The sequence below is a fragment of the Paenibacillus terreus genome, from assembly GCF_042138595.1.
In the GTDB taxonomy this organism is placed as follows: Bacteria; Bacillota; Bacilli; order Paenibacillales; family Paenibacillaceae; genus Paenibacillus; species Paenibacillus terreus.
This window is the reverse complement of record NZ_JBHIRX010000018.1, coordinates 126,851-143,264: the sequence shown is the minus strand read 5'-3', so window position 1 is coordinate 143,264 and position 16,414 is coordinate 126,851. Positions and strand designations below refer to the sequence as shown.

The following is a 16,414-nucleotide window of genomic DNA, read 5'->3' as shown; positions in this document are numbered from 1 at the left end:
ACGCTCCGCTCCTCAGTCCCTATCTTCATTCAACCTTCTCGGTGCTGAAAACCTGACTTTTTGAACACACACTTGAAGAGCTTGTCCTGAAATTTTATCACAATTCTCCCTGATTGGGGAAGATACCGCGGCAGCGGGCACCTGTCATCCAGCCGTCATGATGGATCTTCGTCTTTCGGTTTTTCCCCTTTGTCTCTTTGCTTGTCCTTCAAAGCTGCAAGCAAAGTCTGGAACACAGGAGGAAGCGGCATTCCCAGTACGGAAAAATTCTCTGTAATGGAAATGACCTCGTTAAACAGATAAAAATAAATGGCGCCTGCTTGTACAGCCTCCCCCCCCAGAAGCAGATCAACTTGGTGGGCGAGACTAACCACCATCAGCATAATTCCCTTGCGGGTCAAGCCCCAAAATCCCGTCTTGCTGCTCAATCCTTTTCCCGATTTGATCGCCGCCGCTATGCCTGTCACAACATCTATAGCCATAGTAACGATAAACACCCCAAGCAGGGGGCTCCATTCCCCGAAGGCATAGGTAATTATCCCCCCGGTCACAGCACATGAAATATTGATTAGCGGGTTGCTCATCGTCCTCTCCCCTTTCATTAAACCTGTTACATTATATGTAAATGAAGGGAAAATGAATGTAAGTTTGTCCCTGCGCCGCGCTGAAAATTTATAGATTCATAGAATTGGTTATACCCGCGTTTTTTTAAGTTGCTTCATATAGTAAGCAGGTCCCTGTATTCGGCTGATCAGCTATGAAAATAGTTTTATAAAAAATTGATTCGGTCGTACACTTGAAAATAACCCGCGTGTATTGTAGTATTTGTTTAAAAAAAAATCGGAGGATATATGCCTAAACAACAAGAACGACATTCCATTCAGGCGTGGTCTCTGATCAACCGCAAGTATTTGGGAAAGGGTGTGCGTGTTAAGCGCTTTCGTAAACCAACCCGCTGTCAAATACGCAACAGGGTTCTCCTTGCAGTGCTGATGGCAAATGACATCAAGCTCTCGCAGCTTGCCGAAGAATTATCCATTTCATCCCGGAGCGTCAGCGCCTGGGTGTACGAAGGACGAATTCCCGGCAATACAAATCTGGAGAAAACATGCCGATTGCTTGGTTATCCACGCCATATTCTCTTTAATGAGGGTGTGGTCCGCGGTTGTCCGGTTATCTGTCAGCCAGCCCCTTCCCGATTCATGAAACGTACGGTAACACGGTCTCCGGTAAAAAATCGGATATTGGCTGGATTATGCATGGTTCATGATCTGTCCGTGACCGATGTCAGCCACTGGATCGGTGTTCATCCGGGAACCTTCCGCAAATGGCTGCATCAAGGCACAGTCCCTTCGCAGGCGTTTCAGGACCAGGCTGAACAATTTTTTCGCATCCCGAAATCCATTCTGTTTGCAGATGCCATACTGGCAAAGTAGGCCTCTGCAATGGGTTTACGCTCTTTAATACTTTAATATTGTGCAGGGGTATATTCATTAAATTATCTCTTTAAGCACAGGGAGCACTGTCAGCTTTAGCGGCCAACAGTGCTCTTTTTGTTTTTTTATATCGCTATTGACCCCAAATTTCTGATAATTAGTTGCCGTTATTCGTAGGACACAGCCGGAAGCAATTGATGTTCATTTATATATTTCAGGCCTGTATATCTGCTGCGCAGGGTATGTGCGGTATGCAGCGCACGGTCCAGCTGCTCTGCGCTGACACCAAGCTCGTCTATTGTCGCCGGGCCGCCGACCTGACGGAGCCAGGAGCGCATCTGCTCCGTTGAAGGAAGGCCGCGATAAATCCGGAACGCCTCCAGATTTTCACGCTCCGCCAGGTTTCTGTAAATGTCCGCCAGAAGCGCTGATGCCACCCCGACCTTGGCTCCATGCAGAATCTGTTTTCTTCCTTCCTTTATAAATTCCATTTCAATACGGTGCGAAATATGGTGCTCACCACCGGAAGCCGGACGGGAATGGTCAATGATCAGCATGGATATGCCGGAAGCAATCAGCGCCTCCATTAGAATGCCTGCTCCTTCCGGGCTTCCCTCTGCGATCGCACCTACACCCGCAATACAGGCTTCCAGGGCTTCCTCGGTGATCCGACTGCCCAGCGGACAGAAGGGCTCCCGTCCCAGATCCCTCGATACATGCCAATCGGCAAGCGAGGTATACTTGCCCAGCATGTCGCCGAAACCTGCCGCCGTCATGCTTTGCGGAGCCGCTGCCAGCACGGACAAGTCCGCAAAGATGGCTTCAGGCGCCACTGCCTGAAACGTCTGCTTGGTCCCGTCCACAATTAAAGGCGCTCCAGCGGAGGTAAAGCCGTCCACCGAAGCAGCCGTTGGCACGGAAATGAAAGGCAGTCCCATTTTATAACAGACAAAACGGACCAGATCATGGATCGTACCGGAGCCAATGGCCAGTACCGCATGGCTTGTATCCGCAACACCGAGCAGCACTTTAACAATATAAGCCTCATCTGCAATGACATCTCCTGCGCTGTTCCCCTGCAGACGTATTTCGTCGGCCTGCAAGCTGGCTGCGCGCAGATCACTAAGCACCCGTCCGCCTGCTGCCCTGAAGGTGTGCTCATCATTGACGACCGTGACATGACTGTAGTCTTGGCGCCGCAGATAAGGAGCAATTTCGTTCAGGGCGCCTTCCTGCATATAAATCTGCATGTTCACCTCACGATGCGGATTTCCGCATGAACAATGCTTCGCTTCTTCATTCCACTCCCTGATGCGTTCGTTCATGTTCATCGCTGTGACTCCTCCCGGTTTGGAATATTTCTCACAAAAAATGTAAATAATGATTATATTCAAACACTTTTTCATCCTAATTGTACGCACATATCGCTGTAAAAGTCTAGAAAATGACGTACATTTACGGTCAATGTATTTGAAATGCATTGGAGGAAGGAAATCTGCATGAAAGTAGCCAAAGATACAGCCTGTGCGCTTGGATGGCTCGCCGGAACTACGCTGGGCAGCGGGATCGCTTTTCTGCTCCAGTGGCAGGCCTATGACGCAGTCTGGTCGGTAGCGGTCGGCGGAGCGGCGGGGATTATGATTGCGCTCGTGTACCGCTTCTTTATACGCCGTGTCCAGTGGCACGGAGCACAAAAAAACAGTCCTCAATAAATTTTGAGGGCTGTTTATGATTTTTATGCCAGAAAGCCGCTGACTCTGCAAAACCAGACCATATGTACCGTACCCGGTCCCCAATAGTCTTTCACAGCCGCATAAGGCTCGCCGAACTTTTGCTTCCATTTCTCCTGAGCCCGTCTATACCCGCTGTCCAGACAAAATTCCTCAATCCCATGGCTATGAAGATATACGGCCACTTCCTTGATCAAAGCAGATGCTATTCCCTGATCTTGATAGCCTGGCAACACATATAAACTGCCCAGTTCCCTTACCTGCGTCAATTGATGGTCTGTACAGGCATTAAGATCCTGGTTGGATGGCCCAATGGAAATCGTTCCAACCACAACGCCATGCTGTTTCGCAAGCCAAAAACGGGTCTGCGGCTCATCCTCCTCCCTCGCACTGCGGAGCATATTTATTTTGTGTTCAATCTCCTCCCGCATATCATCTGTCAAATGCCCAATCCCCTCCTGTTCAAAAGCATGGGGGATCACCGTCTCGAACACATGGCATGCCTGTTTGAAATCGGATAAACTGAACTTCGTAATGGTTAACCCATTCATCATCATCCTGTTCCTTTCCTTGATAAGTTGTGTAACTATTTCTAAACGCGGCTTGGGGGCAAAACCTGCACCGGTATTGTCGGGCCCATTCCTTCCCCTTTTGATACGATACCACAAGAAAGGAGGTCATGAGCTTGGATGCACTAAAAGAGGTAAACCTGGCCATGAGCTATATTGAAGCCAACCTGGTCGGAGACATCGATTTCAGGGAAGCCGCACGGCTGGCCTGCTGCTCGGAGTATCACTTCAGAAGAATGTTTTCATTTCTGGCAGGTCTGTCCCTCAGCGAATACATTCGCCGAAGAAGACTGACAAAAGCTGCACTTGAGCTTCAAGAGCTTGAGCATGTAAAAATCATTGATCTTGCCGTCAAATACGGCTATGATTCACCGGATTCATTCGCAAGAGCTTTTCAGGCCATGCACGGTATTACTCCCTCAGAGGCACGCAAGAAGGGCGCTGCTTTAAAAGCCTTTCCGCCCATGACCTTTCAACTGACCATTAAAGGAGGAAACGAAATGGATTATCGGATTGTGGAGAAAGAAGCTTTTCAAATTGCCGGCATCAAAAAGCAGATCACTTTGATCTACGAAGGGGTAAATCCGCAAATCGATGAGATGTGGGCGAGTTTGACGGAGGATGATTACACCGAGCTGAAAGGGCTGTCCAATGTGGAGCCGCGAGGCATCCTCTGCGCCTCTGCCAATTTCACCGAAGGCCGGGCAGAAGGAACGACGCTGGATCAGTACATCGGTGTCGCTACAACCAAAACGGTTCCGGAGCGCTGGGAGACTTTACAGACAGCAGCAGGCACATGGGCTGTATTTACAGCCACCGGGCCATTTCCCCATGCACTTCAGGAAGTCTGGGCAAGAATATATGCCGAATGGTTCCCGACCTCCGGTTATGAAACGACGGGTGGACCGGAAATTCTTTGGAATGAAAGTAAGGATACCAGCAGTCCGAATTACAAAAGCGAAATTTGGATTCCCGTCGTGAAGCCGTAAACGGCATTGCCAACGAGATGCAAAACTGCGGAAGCCTTGTATGATCAAGGTCTCCCGCAGTTTTTCCAAATGCTTGCTGTTCAACTGCACGGCTACTGAACGGATTCTACATATTCGGCAAGACGATCCCACGTTTCTGTAAAGCCCTGCTGCATGCCCATTTCGATCACGGTTTTCACTGCATCCGCAGATGGATACACAGCCCGGTTAACGACCTTCGTTTTGCCGTCCTGCTCGATAAAGGTCAGAGTGATTTCCGAAGAAGGCATGTTGTCTGCGGTATTGCCCTCAGCATCCGAGAAGTAGTCCGTATACACGATTTTCTCCCCGTCCACGATCTCACTGAACAACGCCTTGGCCCACGATTCGAATCCGTAAAAATCCCCCTGGTTTTCATCCATACACTTCATGCAGTAGTGCCATATCCCGCCAGGACGAAAATCGATATTGCAGACGGTCAGTTCCCAGCCACGTGGACCCCACCATTTCTTTAAATGCTCCGCCTCAGTAAACGCCCTGAATACCAGCTCACGCGGCGCGTTAAAGATTCGTTCCGCAATGATTTCCTGCCCTTCCGCCTTGAACATCATTGAATTCGTCATCATCGTTTCCTCCCTGAAATGGAATTATTCCTTCGATGGTTTATCTTTAGCCTGCAGTTCCTGCAAGTAAAGTTCCAGATTGTCAAAGCGCTCGTTCCAGAGCGCTTTATAGCGTTCAAGCCACTCATTCAGTTCCTGGAACGGCTCCTCCCGAAGCCTGTAAATTCTGCGGTTCGCAACGACCTGGACGTCGACGAGACGCGCATCCAGCAGGACGCGCAGGTGCTTGGAGGCCTGCGGCTGACGAATGCCCACCTGGTCGGCAATTTGCCCCACGGTCAATGGGCCGTTGCGCAGAAGCTCCACGATAAGCAGCCTGTTCGGCTCGGCCAGAGCACTAAATGTCGTTGTATCCATAGCTTTGTTCCTTTCCGTGTCTTGGTGCAATCCACCTCATTTCGTTAATATTATATCGTATTCACAATATAACACGAAAGGAATATTCCTGTAAAGGAATATTTAAATATCTATGAACTTTATATTTGCATAAATTGCAATTGGCCTGGGGAATTTAAATGGGTAACACAGCAAATTCATCCAATAGAGGAGGGAGTATTGTGCCGCCGAAGGTTCTCCGGATCATGTCCGGTTGTATCATTAGTTTTCTGCTGCTCCCTGGCTTTTCCTTCCCCGTTAAACATGACAGGCCCTATTACGAGACCAGGGGAGATATTGTGTGGGAAGTACCTATGAACGAGAAAATGATCGCCCTGACATTTGATGACGGACCGGACCCTGACATTACCCCTCAAATTTTGGACTTGCTGAAACAATACGATGCGAAAGCCACTTTTTTTGTCATTGGCTATCGCCTCACAAAATACCCGGACATCATTAAACGTGAAATTGCGGAAGGACATGAAGTCGCCAATCATACAGACCACCACGTCTATTTCAAAACAACGATGCGTCCGGAAACGATTGAACATGAAATGCGAAGCCTTCAAACTAAAATTAAGGACCTGACCGCGACGAGTTCTCCATGGTTCCGGCCTCCGGGTGGCTACTATAATGATTCGGTAATTGAGATTGCAAAAAAACTCGGATATACGGTGGTGTTGTGGTCGTGGCATCAGGACACCAGGGACTGGAGCAAACCGGGAGTTGGCAGAATTGCCAATAAGGTGCTTAACAATGCGCGCAATGGCGACATTGTACTGCTGCATGACCATGCAGCAGGCTCCATGCAAACAGCGCAAGCCTTGAAAGTCATACTGCCTGAGCTCAAAAAAAGAGGCTACCGCCTCGTAACCGTCTCGGAATTAATAAACCATCGAAAGCTGGAGGAAAATTTGCCTTTAATCAACCTTGTACCATAAATACTGCATATTCTCTTTTTAGCTGAAGGAATTATAGGACCAGCCTCATCACTCGGGGCTGGTCTATTTGCATGTCATTATATTAACCTGCGGCTTTTGCCATATGGATGATATTTTTGTGAATAATCAAAATATTTGCTTATTTCCAAACCGGATTTTCCGGTGCTAGATTAAATAAGCGCTCCCAGCTGCCGATAAGCAGGATAAATAGGTTTGGGCGCAATCAGTAAAGACCGAACCCAGTGAGGAAAGGAGGTTTTGGCGGAACCCGCCGGTATCAGAAACTGCAAGGATAAATCCCGGATAAAAGGAGGCTTTCAATGCGTAAAACGTTAATTTTACTGCTCGTTTTGTTCATGATGAATTCGACCGCCGCTTTCGCCGCTCCCCAAATCAATACCTTTGAACGTCCGGAAAGAGGAACCGCCTATACGTTAAGCGAATGGGCCGAGGACGGCTGGAATGCTCCGTGGGACAACGGGATGAGCACCCGAACCTGGATCGACGGCTATAACTTCAATCATTCGGGCGGTCAGTCCCTCCGTGTGTTCTATCCTAAAGGACAGATCGATCCGGCCAACTCGGGTGCGCAGGCTCCGTTCGAATTGACGCCAGGCAGGGAATATTATTTGTCCTACTGGGTCCGATTCAGCAGTGACTACAGTTGGGGAACGACGGAATTCGCCGGGAAGCTCGGAATCGGGCTTGCGGGAGGCGCCTCATGCTCCGGCGGACAGACCTGCACAGGTTATAACGGCTTCAGCTCACGCATGATTTGGCGCAGCGGGGGGCAAGCCGCGATCTACTATTATCATATGGACGATGCGGGCCAATACGGGGATTATGCAGTTCTGAAAAACAGCAACGGCTCTGATATTTATTATCCGAAGGGCACATGGGTAAATATCGTTCAACGTCTCAAAGTCAATACGGTAACGAACGGCAACGCCAATCCTGACGGGGAGATTCAAATTTGGTACAACGGCGTCTCTGCAGCTAACATCACGGGGTTGCGCTTCGTACGCAACTCGGATTTAGTGGACAAAGCGTACTTCTCCTCCTTCTTTGGCGGTGCCACTCCGTCCTTCGCACCTGCGAACGACTCTTATATATGGTACGACGATCTGAAGGTGTCCACGAATCGGGCGGACATCTGCGAGTTGAGTGCCGGGGGGTGTTACGAGCGGACGTTCCAGGCGGAGGATTATACAGACATGAGCGGTGTGATGACAGAGCCGACTCCGGATGTCGGCGGGGGGCTAAACGTCGGCGGTATTGACAGCCAGGACTGGATCGCCTTCGGCAATGTCCAGATTCCAAAGACGGGCACCTATCTCGTGGAATACAGAGTGGCTTCGCCCAATAACGGCGGAAGGATCTCGCTGGACATTAACTCGGGCGGGACCGTACTGGGTGAAATCGATGTTCCCAACACGGGCAGCTGGTCCAGTTACCGAACGGTGTCCCATGTCGTACAAATTCCGGCCGGCACTAACCAATTCGGTCTTTATGCCTCTACGGGCGGATTCGATATAAATTGGTGGAAAATAACCCAACTGTATTGATTAGGCTGCTTCAAGAACCATCGGCAGCGAACTGAAAAGGCGGTGATCGGGAGTTCTTTCCCGTCGCCGCCTTTTTCAATGCAGGTGAACGCAGACGATACGCAAGCCCCGCCGATAAGACTCAGGACCTGCTTTTTCAGCTCAAAATTAGTGCACGGCTGCTTTCGCGCGTTCGTCCGCTTGCTTGTATATCGAAACGATTTCCTCGCAGCCCAGCTGCTTCTGCTCGTCGATGAACTTGTCCCAATCGTCGAAGCTGCGTGTGCCCATAATGAACTTGGCAAAGTTCTCATCGCGATGGCTGTTCAGCGAATCACCCTTCGTGCTCAGAATCTGCTGTTCGTCCGGCGTAAAGGCCGGCTGCGGCTGCTTCTCCCCGTCATATTTTGGAGACTGTTCATAAGCGTACTTCAGCTCAGGCGAAGAAACGGAGATGTGAGCGTCGAAGTCGAACCAGGTGTAGGTGCCGTCCGTCGACAGCCCCGTCTTTTTGCGAAGATCCGCAATATCGGCATACTTCTCGATGAAGCCGCCGGAGTTGTAAGACTCGCCTTCCTTGCCCCAGCTAACGAGCTTGCGCCCTTCCTCCGAATAAAAGAAATCAATAAACTTGACGATTTCCTTGATCTTGGAGGACTTGGAGGAAATCATAAAACCTTCTTCCGACGTCGCTGTGTAGGCGTTCTTCTGCGGGCCACCCTCCCATCCTGCCGGCGGTGCCATAAAGCTCATCGTAAATTCCGGATTGTCCTGACGAAGCGCGGAATTGTAGAAATCGATACGCCCCATATAGTCAAGCGTAATGAACGCCCGGTTGGTAGATACGATATCCTGCCACACTTTGGTGTCCAGGGTCAAAAAGTCTTTCGGGATGAGACCTTCCCGGTAAAACTTGTTGAAGTAGGCGAGCATCTTCTTATATTCCTCTTGCACCGGCGCGTACTTCCATTCGCCGGATTCGCTGTCGAAGTATACGCTTGCCTTTTGCGCCTGAACCGGAGCCGGCACGTTGAAGGTGGCGCCGAAATCGTAAAAATAATGCAGCCCGTTGCGGAACGTAAGCGGATAACTGTCAGGATATTCAGCCTTCAGCTTCTTCAACGTCTCGTATAGCTCATCCCACGTCGTTGGCGGCGTCAAGTTCAGCTTCTTGAATACATCCTCACGATACATCCAGGTACGGCGGTTCGATTCTCCAAGGCCTTGATTAGGGAATTCGTACATTTTGCCGTCGGCCGACAGCATGTTTTGTGTCTCTGCCGGGTATTTCTCCATCCATGCCTTGAAGTTGGGCATCTCGTCGACATAATCAAGGATGTTGACAAGTGCGCCTTGCTGGCCGAACTTGTCTGCAACCGCCTTCTCCTGCGTCCACATCAGATCAGGCATATCCCCTGAAGCGATCGCCAGACTGAGCGCATCCTCCAGCAGATTGCCCGCCGGCAATTGCACGTCAAGCTTCACGCCGGTTTTTTCCTCGATATAATCCCATACCTTCCAGTTTTCATCGAACGGCCAGCTCGGATTGCTGTAGTCCAGAAAAGTAAACGTCTGTTGGTTCTCCTGCCCCGGTGTGCCTGATGCAGACGAACCACCTTCATTGCCGTTGTTCGAGCATGCGCCTAGTGCCAAGCTCAGTCCCATGACCACGGATAACATGACAGCTGCCAATTTCTTCTTCATACGTTCCCCCTCGCCCCTTTTTTCTAAAGTTCGGAATGATGATGCATGTATGTTAACCCTTGACCGACCCGATCAGCGCCCCTTTGGCAAAATACTTCTGGAGAAACGGGTAGACCAAAAGAATGGGAACCGTCGTCACGATAATCGTCGCGTATTTAAGCGATTCATCAATGATCATGCTGTCCCCGCCGATGTTCGCGGCGCCGTTAGCCCCGCCCGCCCCCTGCAGCACCATGCTGCGCACAATGACCTGCAGCGGGAACAAATCCGTATCCCGCAAGTACAGCAGCGCTGAGAAGAAATTGTTCCAGATCGCGACACCGTAAAACAAGCCGATGGTCGCAAGGATGGCTTTGGATAACGGAAGCACAAGCCGGATAAAAATTCCGATATCGTTCAGGCCGTCGATCTTGCCAGACTCCTCCACCTCCCGCGGCATGGCGGAGAAAAAGGTGCGCATGACGATGAGATTCCACGTGCTGACTGCACCCGGCAGCACCATGGCCCAGATCGTATCAAGCAGATGATAGCTCCGGACGACCAGGAAGGTCGGGATCATGCCGCCGCTAAAGAACAATGTAATGACGACCATGACCATAAAACCGCGTTGAAACAGCATTTCCCGCTTGGAAAGTGCATAGGCTCCCGCTGCGGTGACCAGCAGGGAGATCGCCGTGCCGAGCACCGTGTAGAGGATCGTATTGAGGTAGGCTCGCCCGATGGCCGGGTTATCGAATACGGCCGCATACGTGTTCCAGGTGAATTCCTTTGGCCAAAAGTATACCTCTCCCTTCAGAACGGGAACCGTGCCGCTTAGCGAAACAGCGATCATATAGATAAAAGGATACAGTGCAGCAGCCGCGATCAGGAACAAGATAAGGTACAATAGCGCATCGAAGACGCCGAATCTGGGTTTAATGATCATTCTCCCCTTTCCTCACCACAGGCTTGTTTCGCTCGTCCTGCGGCTGATCCAATTGGCCGTAAGAATAAACAGCAGATTTACAAAGCTTGTGAACAGATCAATCGCCGTTCCATAGCTGTAGTTCATCGATTGAATGCCGGTGCGGAACACATACGTGCTGAGCACGTCTGCAGTGGAATAAATCGAAGGATTTTGCATGAGCAGCACCTTCTCGAAGCCGATATCCAGGACATGACCAATATTGAGGATGAACAGAATGACGATGGCCGGCGCGATACCCGGCAGCGTAATATGGCGCAGCTGATGCCAGCGGTTTGCGCCATCTGCCCTGGCCGCTTCATACAGCTGTGGGTCGATGGCGCTCACCGCCGCCAGATAGACAATCGTCTCCCATCCGACATGCTGCCAGATTTCGGAGAGGACATAAAGTGTGCGGAAGTAATGCTCGTTTTGCATAAAGTTGATCGAGCTGTAACCCAAGCCGTCGATCACCTGGTTTACGAGACCGTTCGTCGGGGACAAGAACAGGAACATCATGCTCACAACGACGACGTTTGAGATGAAATGAGGCATGTAGCTGACCGATTGGACGAGCCGCTTGACGATTCCAACGCGGACTTCGTTAAGCAGGAGCGCGAGCACAATGGGGGCGGGAAAGCCGAAAACGACTTTGTAAAAGCCGAGCACCACCGTATTCCGCAGCAGCTTGGGGAAGTCGGGGCTGTGGAAGAAGAGCGAATAATATTTGAAGCCGACCCATTCGCTTGCCCATATGCCTTTGAAAACATTGTAGTCCTTGAATGAGATCAAGATGCCGAACATCGGCACGTACTTGAACAGAATGTAGTACACCAGCGCCGGTAAAAAAAGCAGAAGCAAGTACTTGCTTCTGTTCCACCTGAATCGGAATAACGCCATTTCTCATCCTCCAGTTTTCTCAACTTGTCTATGCGGACCATCTTACGAATCCTGGAGCCGCACATCAATGATGCGTCATCCGAAAATTTCACTCTTATACGGGTATCCCAAGATAAAAGAACATTCTTAACAAAGGATAAGCGTTAAAGGACGACTGCTTTCGTTCCCGGCAGCTTAACATCCGCATCTCGGGATCGCCATCACGATATGGACATCTTGATTTGCTTATCCAAAAGCAGGCTGCGGTTCGCAGACTCCAGAAAACGGATGATCGCCAGCGTTTCTGCGGTATCGACAGGCGGCCGTCCTGTTGCAAAAAACGGTATGATCTCTTCCAGCAGGCTGGCCAGATAGGGCTTGTCCTCCGCGCTGACCTCAATCGTCCGCGAAGACGTCTTCCCGTGCAGTACGCCGCCGAACTGTTCACTGCCTGTTCGGGTGCCGCGAATCGTGCCGATCCGGCCATCCTTCCATCCCCCTACAATGACGTCGTGGTCAGGGGTTCGTCTCGCCCTGACCTCCACACATTCGGGGCCAAGCACGCGGAACAGCATTTCGGCAGTATGAATGCCGTACCAGAAATAGCCCGCTTGCGTCGGCTCCAGTGGCAGCGGTCCGTAAAAGTCTGCGCCCATGGCCTCCTCCCCCCAGCTTTGCAGCCCCTCGGTCAAAGCCGCGGCGTACCGAAGCGCCGAACAGCTCATTAGCGGCGTGCCGCAGGCGGCTGCCCGTGCCAGCATTCTTTCAGCGTCGGCAGAGCCTAATGCAAAGGGCTTGTCGACGAAAACAGGCTTGCGAAAGGCCACGATCCGCTCGAACAAGTCGGCACGCGTCCTTCCGTCGACCGCCTCCAGCATGAGAGCGTCGCACTGCTCCGCCACCTCGTTGATCGTCTCTGTCATCCGGATGCCTTGACGGTCCCTCAGCTCTGCGACGAATCCGTCAAACCGCTGCGCGCTCATCGGAAAGTCGGGCGATACGAGCCCCGGCCAGGCGGCAACGAGGCGTGCGCCAGCGACATGATAGGGATGGCTGTCGTCATTCAGCAGTCTCGCAAACGTGACGACCCGGGAGTTATCGAGCCCGATCATTCCGACCCGCAGAGGGAGCGCGGATCGCTTAGCCGCTTCAGTGACGGTCATGGGTCGCACCTCCCTCGTTGACGAGAACTTCCGCCCCCTTCTCATGGGAGAGATAAAGGCTCTCTACCGCCGCTACCACGCTGCGGGAGTAGGCCATTGAGCAGGCGGGCTCGCGATCATCTTCCACGGCGCTGATCAAATCCTCGAATTGGCGGAGGAAAGGGTTCTCCCGGGCGGGAACAGGCACCTCCCGATAAGGACCGCCGTCGCTGACCCACAGGCCGATTCCGGTTCGCAGCATCATGCTGCCGCGCGTGAACAGCAGCTCTGTCTCATCCACCACGGCCCCCGGATACCCTGATTGCGACATTGTTGCGGGAATGCCCGCCTCAGTATCCAAAAACGCGGCGCCGCCCCCTTCAACGTCCCCTCTCGATTGTCCGTAATCGAGCGCGGCCTTCACCTTTGTCACCTTGCTGCCGGTCAGCCATTGAATCTTATCGATCGAATGAGACCCCAAATTCATCAGAATGCCTCCTCCGGCCTTGGCCCTTTCGAAGAACCAGTCGGGTCTTGCCGGCGTGTCATATTGAAGATGGCGCCTGTCATTCACCATCGCCAGCCTGCCCAGCCTTCCGCTCTCAATCCATTCCTTGGCCGCCAGATTCTCCGCGATATAATGCTGTGTATGGCCGACCATCAGCTTAACCCGATTCTCATGAACGGCAGAAGCAATCTCATCACATTCCGCCGCAGTAAGCGCCATCGGCTTTTCGAGCATGATGTGGCATCCATGTTCCGCCGCGAACATGGCGGCTTCCTTGTGCAAATAATGGGGCAATGTGATAACCACGAAATCCGGCTTCTCACGCTCGATCATTTCCCCATAACCCGAATAAGCCCGAATGCCGTATTGGTCCGCCAGATCGTTCGCGCGCCGGCCGTGGATATCCGCGACTGCACATGGGACGAGCTTCTCCGTCAAGCTCATCGCCGCAAGATGCTTGCCGGCAATTCCACCGGCTCCTATTACTGCTGTGCTATAAGCCATTCATTCACATCCTCCCCGTTTAGATCGGAGTTATCTTACCATCGCCCTGGGAGAAGTAATATCATGATATCTTTCGTTTTTCAGCAGATCTATAAATGGCAGCGATTTTGCAGCGAATCTTAAAAGAGGATAAGTTTCCAAAGCAAAGAATATTGAGAGAATAACTGACACCGGATTATACTCAATTTTAAAATACCACGCGACAAGCTTCGGAAAGGATGACAGGATGAAGCGTATAATACGATTCCAAAGAACAGCCAATAATCAAATGTCACTTTTCTACACCTTGTTCGGCAGCTTCATCGCAATCATTTTGCTGCTGGTGTCCATTTATTGGTTTGCCTACTCTTTTTTCCGCGAGCATCTCAAAAATGAAATTATCCTGAACAGCAGCCTTAACCTCGACGCCACTGCTGCCAACTACGAGAAGCACATTAAACTCATCCGAAGCTTTACGCTGGACTACCTGTTCGAAAACGATACGGAAATTTTAAGGCGGGAAGACCCCATGAACCGGTACAACGTTGTCGTAGACGTTCATCAAGAGCTGAAGCATAAGCTGAACAACCCCCTGCTTTACGTGAACAATATAATCTATTACTTCAAGGATGAGGATTTTATCATCGAACGCGACGGCACCCGCAATGCGGAAACGATGTTTTCCAAATTTTACAATTCCCCGGAATACACAGCCGGCTTCTGGAAGCATGAAATGGACAACGATGCCAGCTTTAAAATGTATCCTGCCGCTGCTTTCAGCTCCGCAACAGCATTCGAACGCCAATCCCTTGGCATCTTTATGCCGATTCTGATCAAGAACGCCTTCGACCACCGCTTCGCGTTTATCGTTCTGCTGGATAGCCAAGAAGTTTATGAAGCGTTCCATAAATCCAAACCGGGCAGCGGCTTTTATATTCTAGACAAAGATCGCCAGGTCCTCTTCGCCTCGTCGGACCGCTTCACTCTGCCTGATGTCATTGCGGACAAAACGGGGGTCGGCTACGAGCGATTGGGCGATAATTACTATTTTTATCGTACAGCCCCGGATACGGGTTTTACCTACGTCGAGATCGTCTCCGATGCGGGATTCGCCGCCCAGATTCAACGATTGAATCTGGTCATGGAGGCCTTGCTCGCGTTATCCCTTCTGATCGGTCTGATTATTTCTTTTTATTTCTCCAAACGCTTCCACAACCCGCTGGCGAACATGATTCGCTCGGCCCAGTCGTTGAACGCAGTGGGAAGTTCCGTTGGACGGGGGAGCCGCATCAAGGAGTTTAATCTGCTCCACAGTACCTTGAGCAACTTATCACGCCTGAACCAGGAATATCATGAGGACCTGCAATCAAAAAATAATCTGCTGCAGCAGTTTGCCTATATGGCGAGGCTTAAAAAAATACATATCTCCGAAGCTCCTCTCCCCTCCGCGCTGAACGCGGACGAGCCTTATCGGTTTGTGCTAATACACATTGATTTCAAGGGAAGATTCGCCACAGAGATTACAAACACGCCCCAGCGCGCTCTAAACACATACAAAGAGCTGATCGACGCGCATTTTTCCAGCCTGTACGAAAATTCCCTGACCTTTCAGCTGGAAAAGGATCAGATTCTATCCATTCTGTTCGACAGGAATGGACTCGGGAGCGGACATCCCCAGGATTTGGATGCTTTGGCGGGACTGCTGAACGAGGATTCCGATTATTGCAACTTTACGATCGCCGTCAGCCCGGTTCGCAGCAGCTCGGCAGACATTACGGAGACTTACCAGAACGTCCTGGACCTCATCAGGCAGCGCAGGCTGGGCGAAGACGTACAGCTCATCACAGAATGGCGGCCGCAGCCGACCCTGATGATTCCTTCACTTTCCGATGAAAATGAGCTGACGGCCAACCTGCAGTCCGGCTGCAGTGATGTTACAATTCCCCTGATGGACCACTTGCTCGCTCAATTGGCAAAGGACGGGGCGATGGCGCGGCAGTTTCAGGATTTCGCCGAGGAAATCGTCACCAAAACTCTTAAGATCATGTACGCGCAAAACATTTCAATCCACTCGTTCACCGAAGGCGCATCGCCGTACGATCAGCTGAAGGCCTGTTATACGCTGGAGCAGTACAAGGCTTTCTTTCACCGCTTCCTGTCGCAATCGGCGGCCGCCATTCAAGCCAAAAAGTCCGAGACAGACGTGATTACCAAATTCGTGATGGAATATATTGAGGAGAATTACGGGGACGACCTGTCGCTGGACATGATCGCAGGCAAGCTCGGCATTACGGGGCCTTATTTATCCACTTATTTCAAAGAAAAAACGGGGACGAACTTCAGCGACTTTATCCTGACTGTACGAATGAACAAAGCTACCGAAATGCTCCGCGAAACCGATTTGAAGGTGCAGGAAATCGCTGCGCTTGTCGGTTATTATACGGTCGCTTCGTTTAATCGTGTTTTCAAAAGGTTCACTGGAATTACGCCGAGCGAATTCCGCAGGCACCACAATCGGCTTAAAGCTTGAAAGAGCGGTGAAAAACAAGAGCCTGGGGTTGAAATC

Annotated in this window: 16 protein-coding genes; 6 read left to right on the top strand and 10 right to left on the bottom strand. The window is 51.1% G+C overall.

Annotated features, from left to right (window positions below):
- Positions 1-155: 155 nt before the first annotated feature.
- On the bottom strand, positions 156-584 hold the full coding sequence (locus tag ACE5KN_RS25270; protein ID WP_375528447.1) for a phage holin family protein: 429 nt from the start codon (positions 582-584) through the stop codon (positions 156-158).
- A 267-nt stretch (positions 585-851) separates the two neighbouring features.
- Here ACE5KN_RS25270 and ACE5KN_RS25265 point away from each other — a divergent pair, with 267 nt between their 5' ends.
- Entirely contained in the window at positions 852-1,436 is a 585-nt protein-coding gene (locus ACE5KN_RS25265; protein WP_355318370.1) for a helix-turn-helix domain-containing protein, read from the top strand.
- Positions 1,437-1,603: 167 nt separating this feature from the next.
- Here ACE5KN_RS25265 and ACE5KN_RS25260 read toward each other — a convergent pair whose 3' ends face one another.
- Positions 1,604-2,767 carry a sn-glycerol-1-phosphate dehydrogenase gene (locus tag ACE5KN_RS25260; RefSeq protein WP_375528446.1) on the bottom strand — a complete coding sequence of 388 codons (1,164 nt, stop codon included), beginning with the start codon at positions 2,765-2,767 and terminating at the stop codon, positions 1,604-1,606.
- 168 nt (positions 2,768-2,935) lie between these two features.
- Between ACE5KN_RS25260 and ACE5KN_RS25255 the strand changes: the two genes are divergently transcribed.
- Positions 2,936-3,148, top strand: coding sequence for a hypothetical protein (locus tag ACE5KN_RS25255; RefSeq protein ID WP_375528445.1), 213 nt, complete (start codon positions 2,936-2,938; stop codon positions 3,146-3,148).
- Positions 3,149-3,171: 23 nt separating this feature from the next.
- Here the strand turns inward: ACE5KN_RS25255 and ACE5KN_RS25250 are convergent, their stop codons facing one another.
- On the bottom strand, positions 3,172-3,717 hold the full coding sequence (locus ACE5KN_RS25250) for a GNAT family N-acetyltransferase (RefSeq protein WP_375528444.1): 546 nt from the start codon (positions 3,715-3,717) through the stop codon (positions 3,172-3,174).
- Positions 3,718-3,851: 134 nt separating this feature from the next.
- Here ACE5KN_RS25250 and ACE5KN_RS25245 point away from each other — a divergent pair, with 134 nt between their 5' ends.
- A complete protein-coding gene (locus tag ACE5KN_RS25245; protein WP_375528443.1) occupies positions 3,852-4,724 on the top strand; it encodes an AraC family transcriptional regulator in 873 nt (290 codons plus the stop codon).
- Between the two features lie 92 nt (positions 4,725-4,816).
- Here ACE5KN_RS25245 and ACE5KN_RS25240 read toward each other — a convergent pair whose 3' ends face one another.
- Positions 4,817-5,329, bottom strand: coding sequence for an SRPBCC domain-containing protein (locus ACE5KN_RS25240; RefSeq protein WP_375528442.1), 513 nt, complete (start codon positions 5,327-5,329; stop codon positions 4,817-4,819).
- A gap of 21 nt (positions 5,330-5,350) precedes the next feature.
- The gene (locus ACE5KN_RS25235; RefSeq protein ID WP_375528441.1) at positions 5,351-5,683 is read right to left on the bottom strand and encodes an ArsR/SmtB family transcription factor; all 333 of its coding nucleotides are present in this window, start codon (positions 5,681-5,683) and stop codon (positions 5,351-5,353) included.
- Positions 5,684-5,907: 224 nt separating this feature from the next.
- On the opposite strand from ACE5KN_RS25235, the gene ACE5KN_RS25230 reads away from it, so the two are divergent.
- Positions 5,908-6,645 (top strand): polysaccharide deacetylase family protein, encoded by a 738-nt coding sequence (locus ACE5KN_RS25230; protein ID WP_375528449.1) that lies wholly within the window; start codon positions 5,908-5,910, stop codon positions 6,643-6,645.
- A gap of 320 nt (positions 6,646-6,965) precedes the next feature.
- Positions 6,966-8,210, top strand: coding sequence for a carbohydrate-binding protein (locus tag ACE5KN_RS25225; protein WP_375528440.1), 1,245 nt, complete (start codon positions 6,966-6,968; stop codon positions 8,208-8,210).
- Between the two features lie 147 nt (positions 8,211-8,357).
- Here the strand turns inward: ACE5KN_RS25225 and ACE5KN_RS25220 are convergent, their stop codons facing one another.
- The 5 genes from ACE5KN_RS25220 to ACE5KN_RS25200 form a co-directional block, all read right to left on the bottom strand.
- Complete coding sequence (locus ACE5KN_RS25220; protein ID WP_375528439.1) at positions 8,358-9,893, bottom strand: extracellular solute-binding protein; 1,536 nt, start codon at positions 9,891-9,893, stop codon at positions 8,358-8,360.
- Positions 9,894-9,945: 52 nt separating this feature from the next.
- On the bottom strand, positions 9,946-10,812 hold the full coding sequence (locus tag ACE5KN_RS25215; RefSeq protein ID WP_375528448.1) for a carbohydrate ABC transporter permease: 867 nt from the start codon (positions 10,810-10,812) through the stop codon (positions 9,946-9,948).
- A gap of 18 nt (positions 10,813-10,830) precedes the next feature.
- A complete protein-coding gene (locus tag ACE5KN_RS25210; RefSeq protein ID WP_375528438.1) occupies positions 10,831-11,736 on the bottom strand; it encodes an ABC transporter permease in 906 nt (301 codons plus the stop codon).
- A gap of 200 nt (positions 11,737-11,936) precedes the next feature.
- Positions 11,937-12,878, bottom strand: coding sequence for a Gfo/Idh/MocA family protein (locus tag ACE5KN_RS25205; protein ID WP_375528437.1), 942 nt, complete (start codon positions 12,876-12,878; stop codon positions 11,937-11,939).
- Positions 12,865-13,869, bottom strand: coding sequence for a Gfo/Idh/MocA family protein (locus ACE5KN_RS25200; protein WP_375528436.1), 1,005 nt, complete (start codon positions 13,867-13,869; stop codon positions 12,865-12,867). The genes ACE5KN_RS25205 and ACE5KN_RS25200 overlap by 14 nt, the downstream gene beginning before the upstream one ends.
- 268 nt (positions 13,870-14,137) lie before the next feature.
- On the opposite strand from ACE5KN_RS25200, the gene ACE5KN_RS25195 reads away from it, so the two are divergent.
- Positions 14,138-16,378, top strand: a complete 2,241-nt coding sequence (locus ACE5KN_RS25195) for a helix-turn-helix domain-containing protein (protein WP_375533178.1) — start codon at positions 14,138-14,140, stop codon at positions 16,376-16,378.
- Positions 16,379-16,414 lie beyond the last annotated feature (36 nt).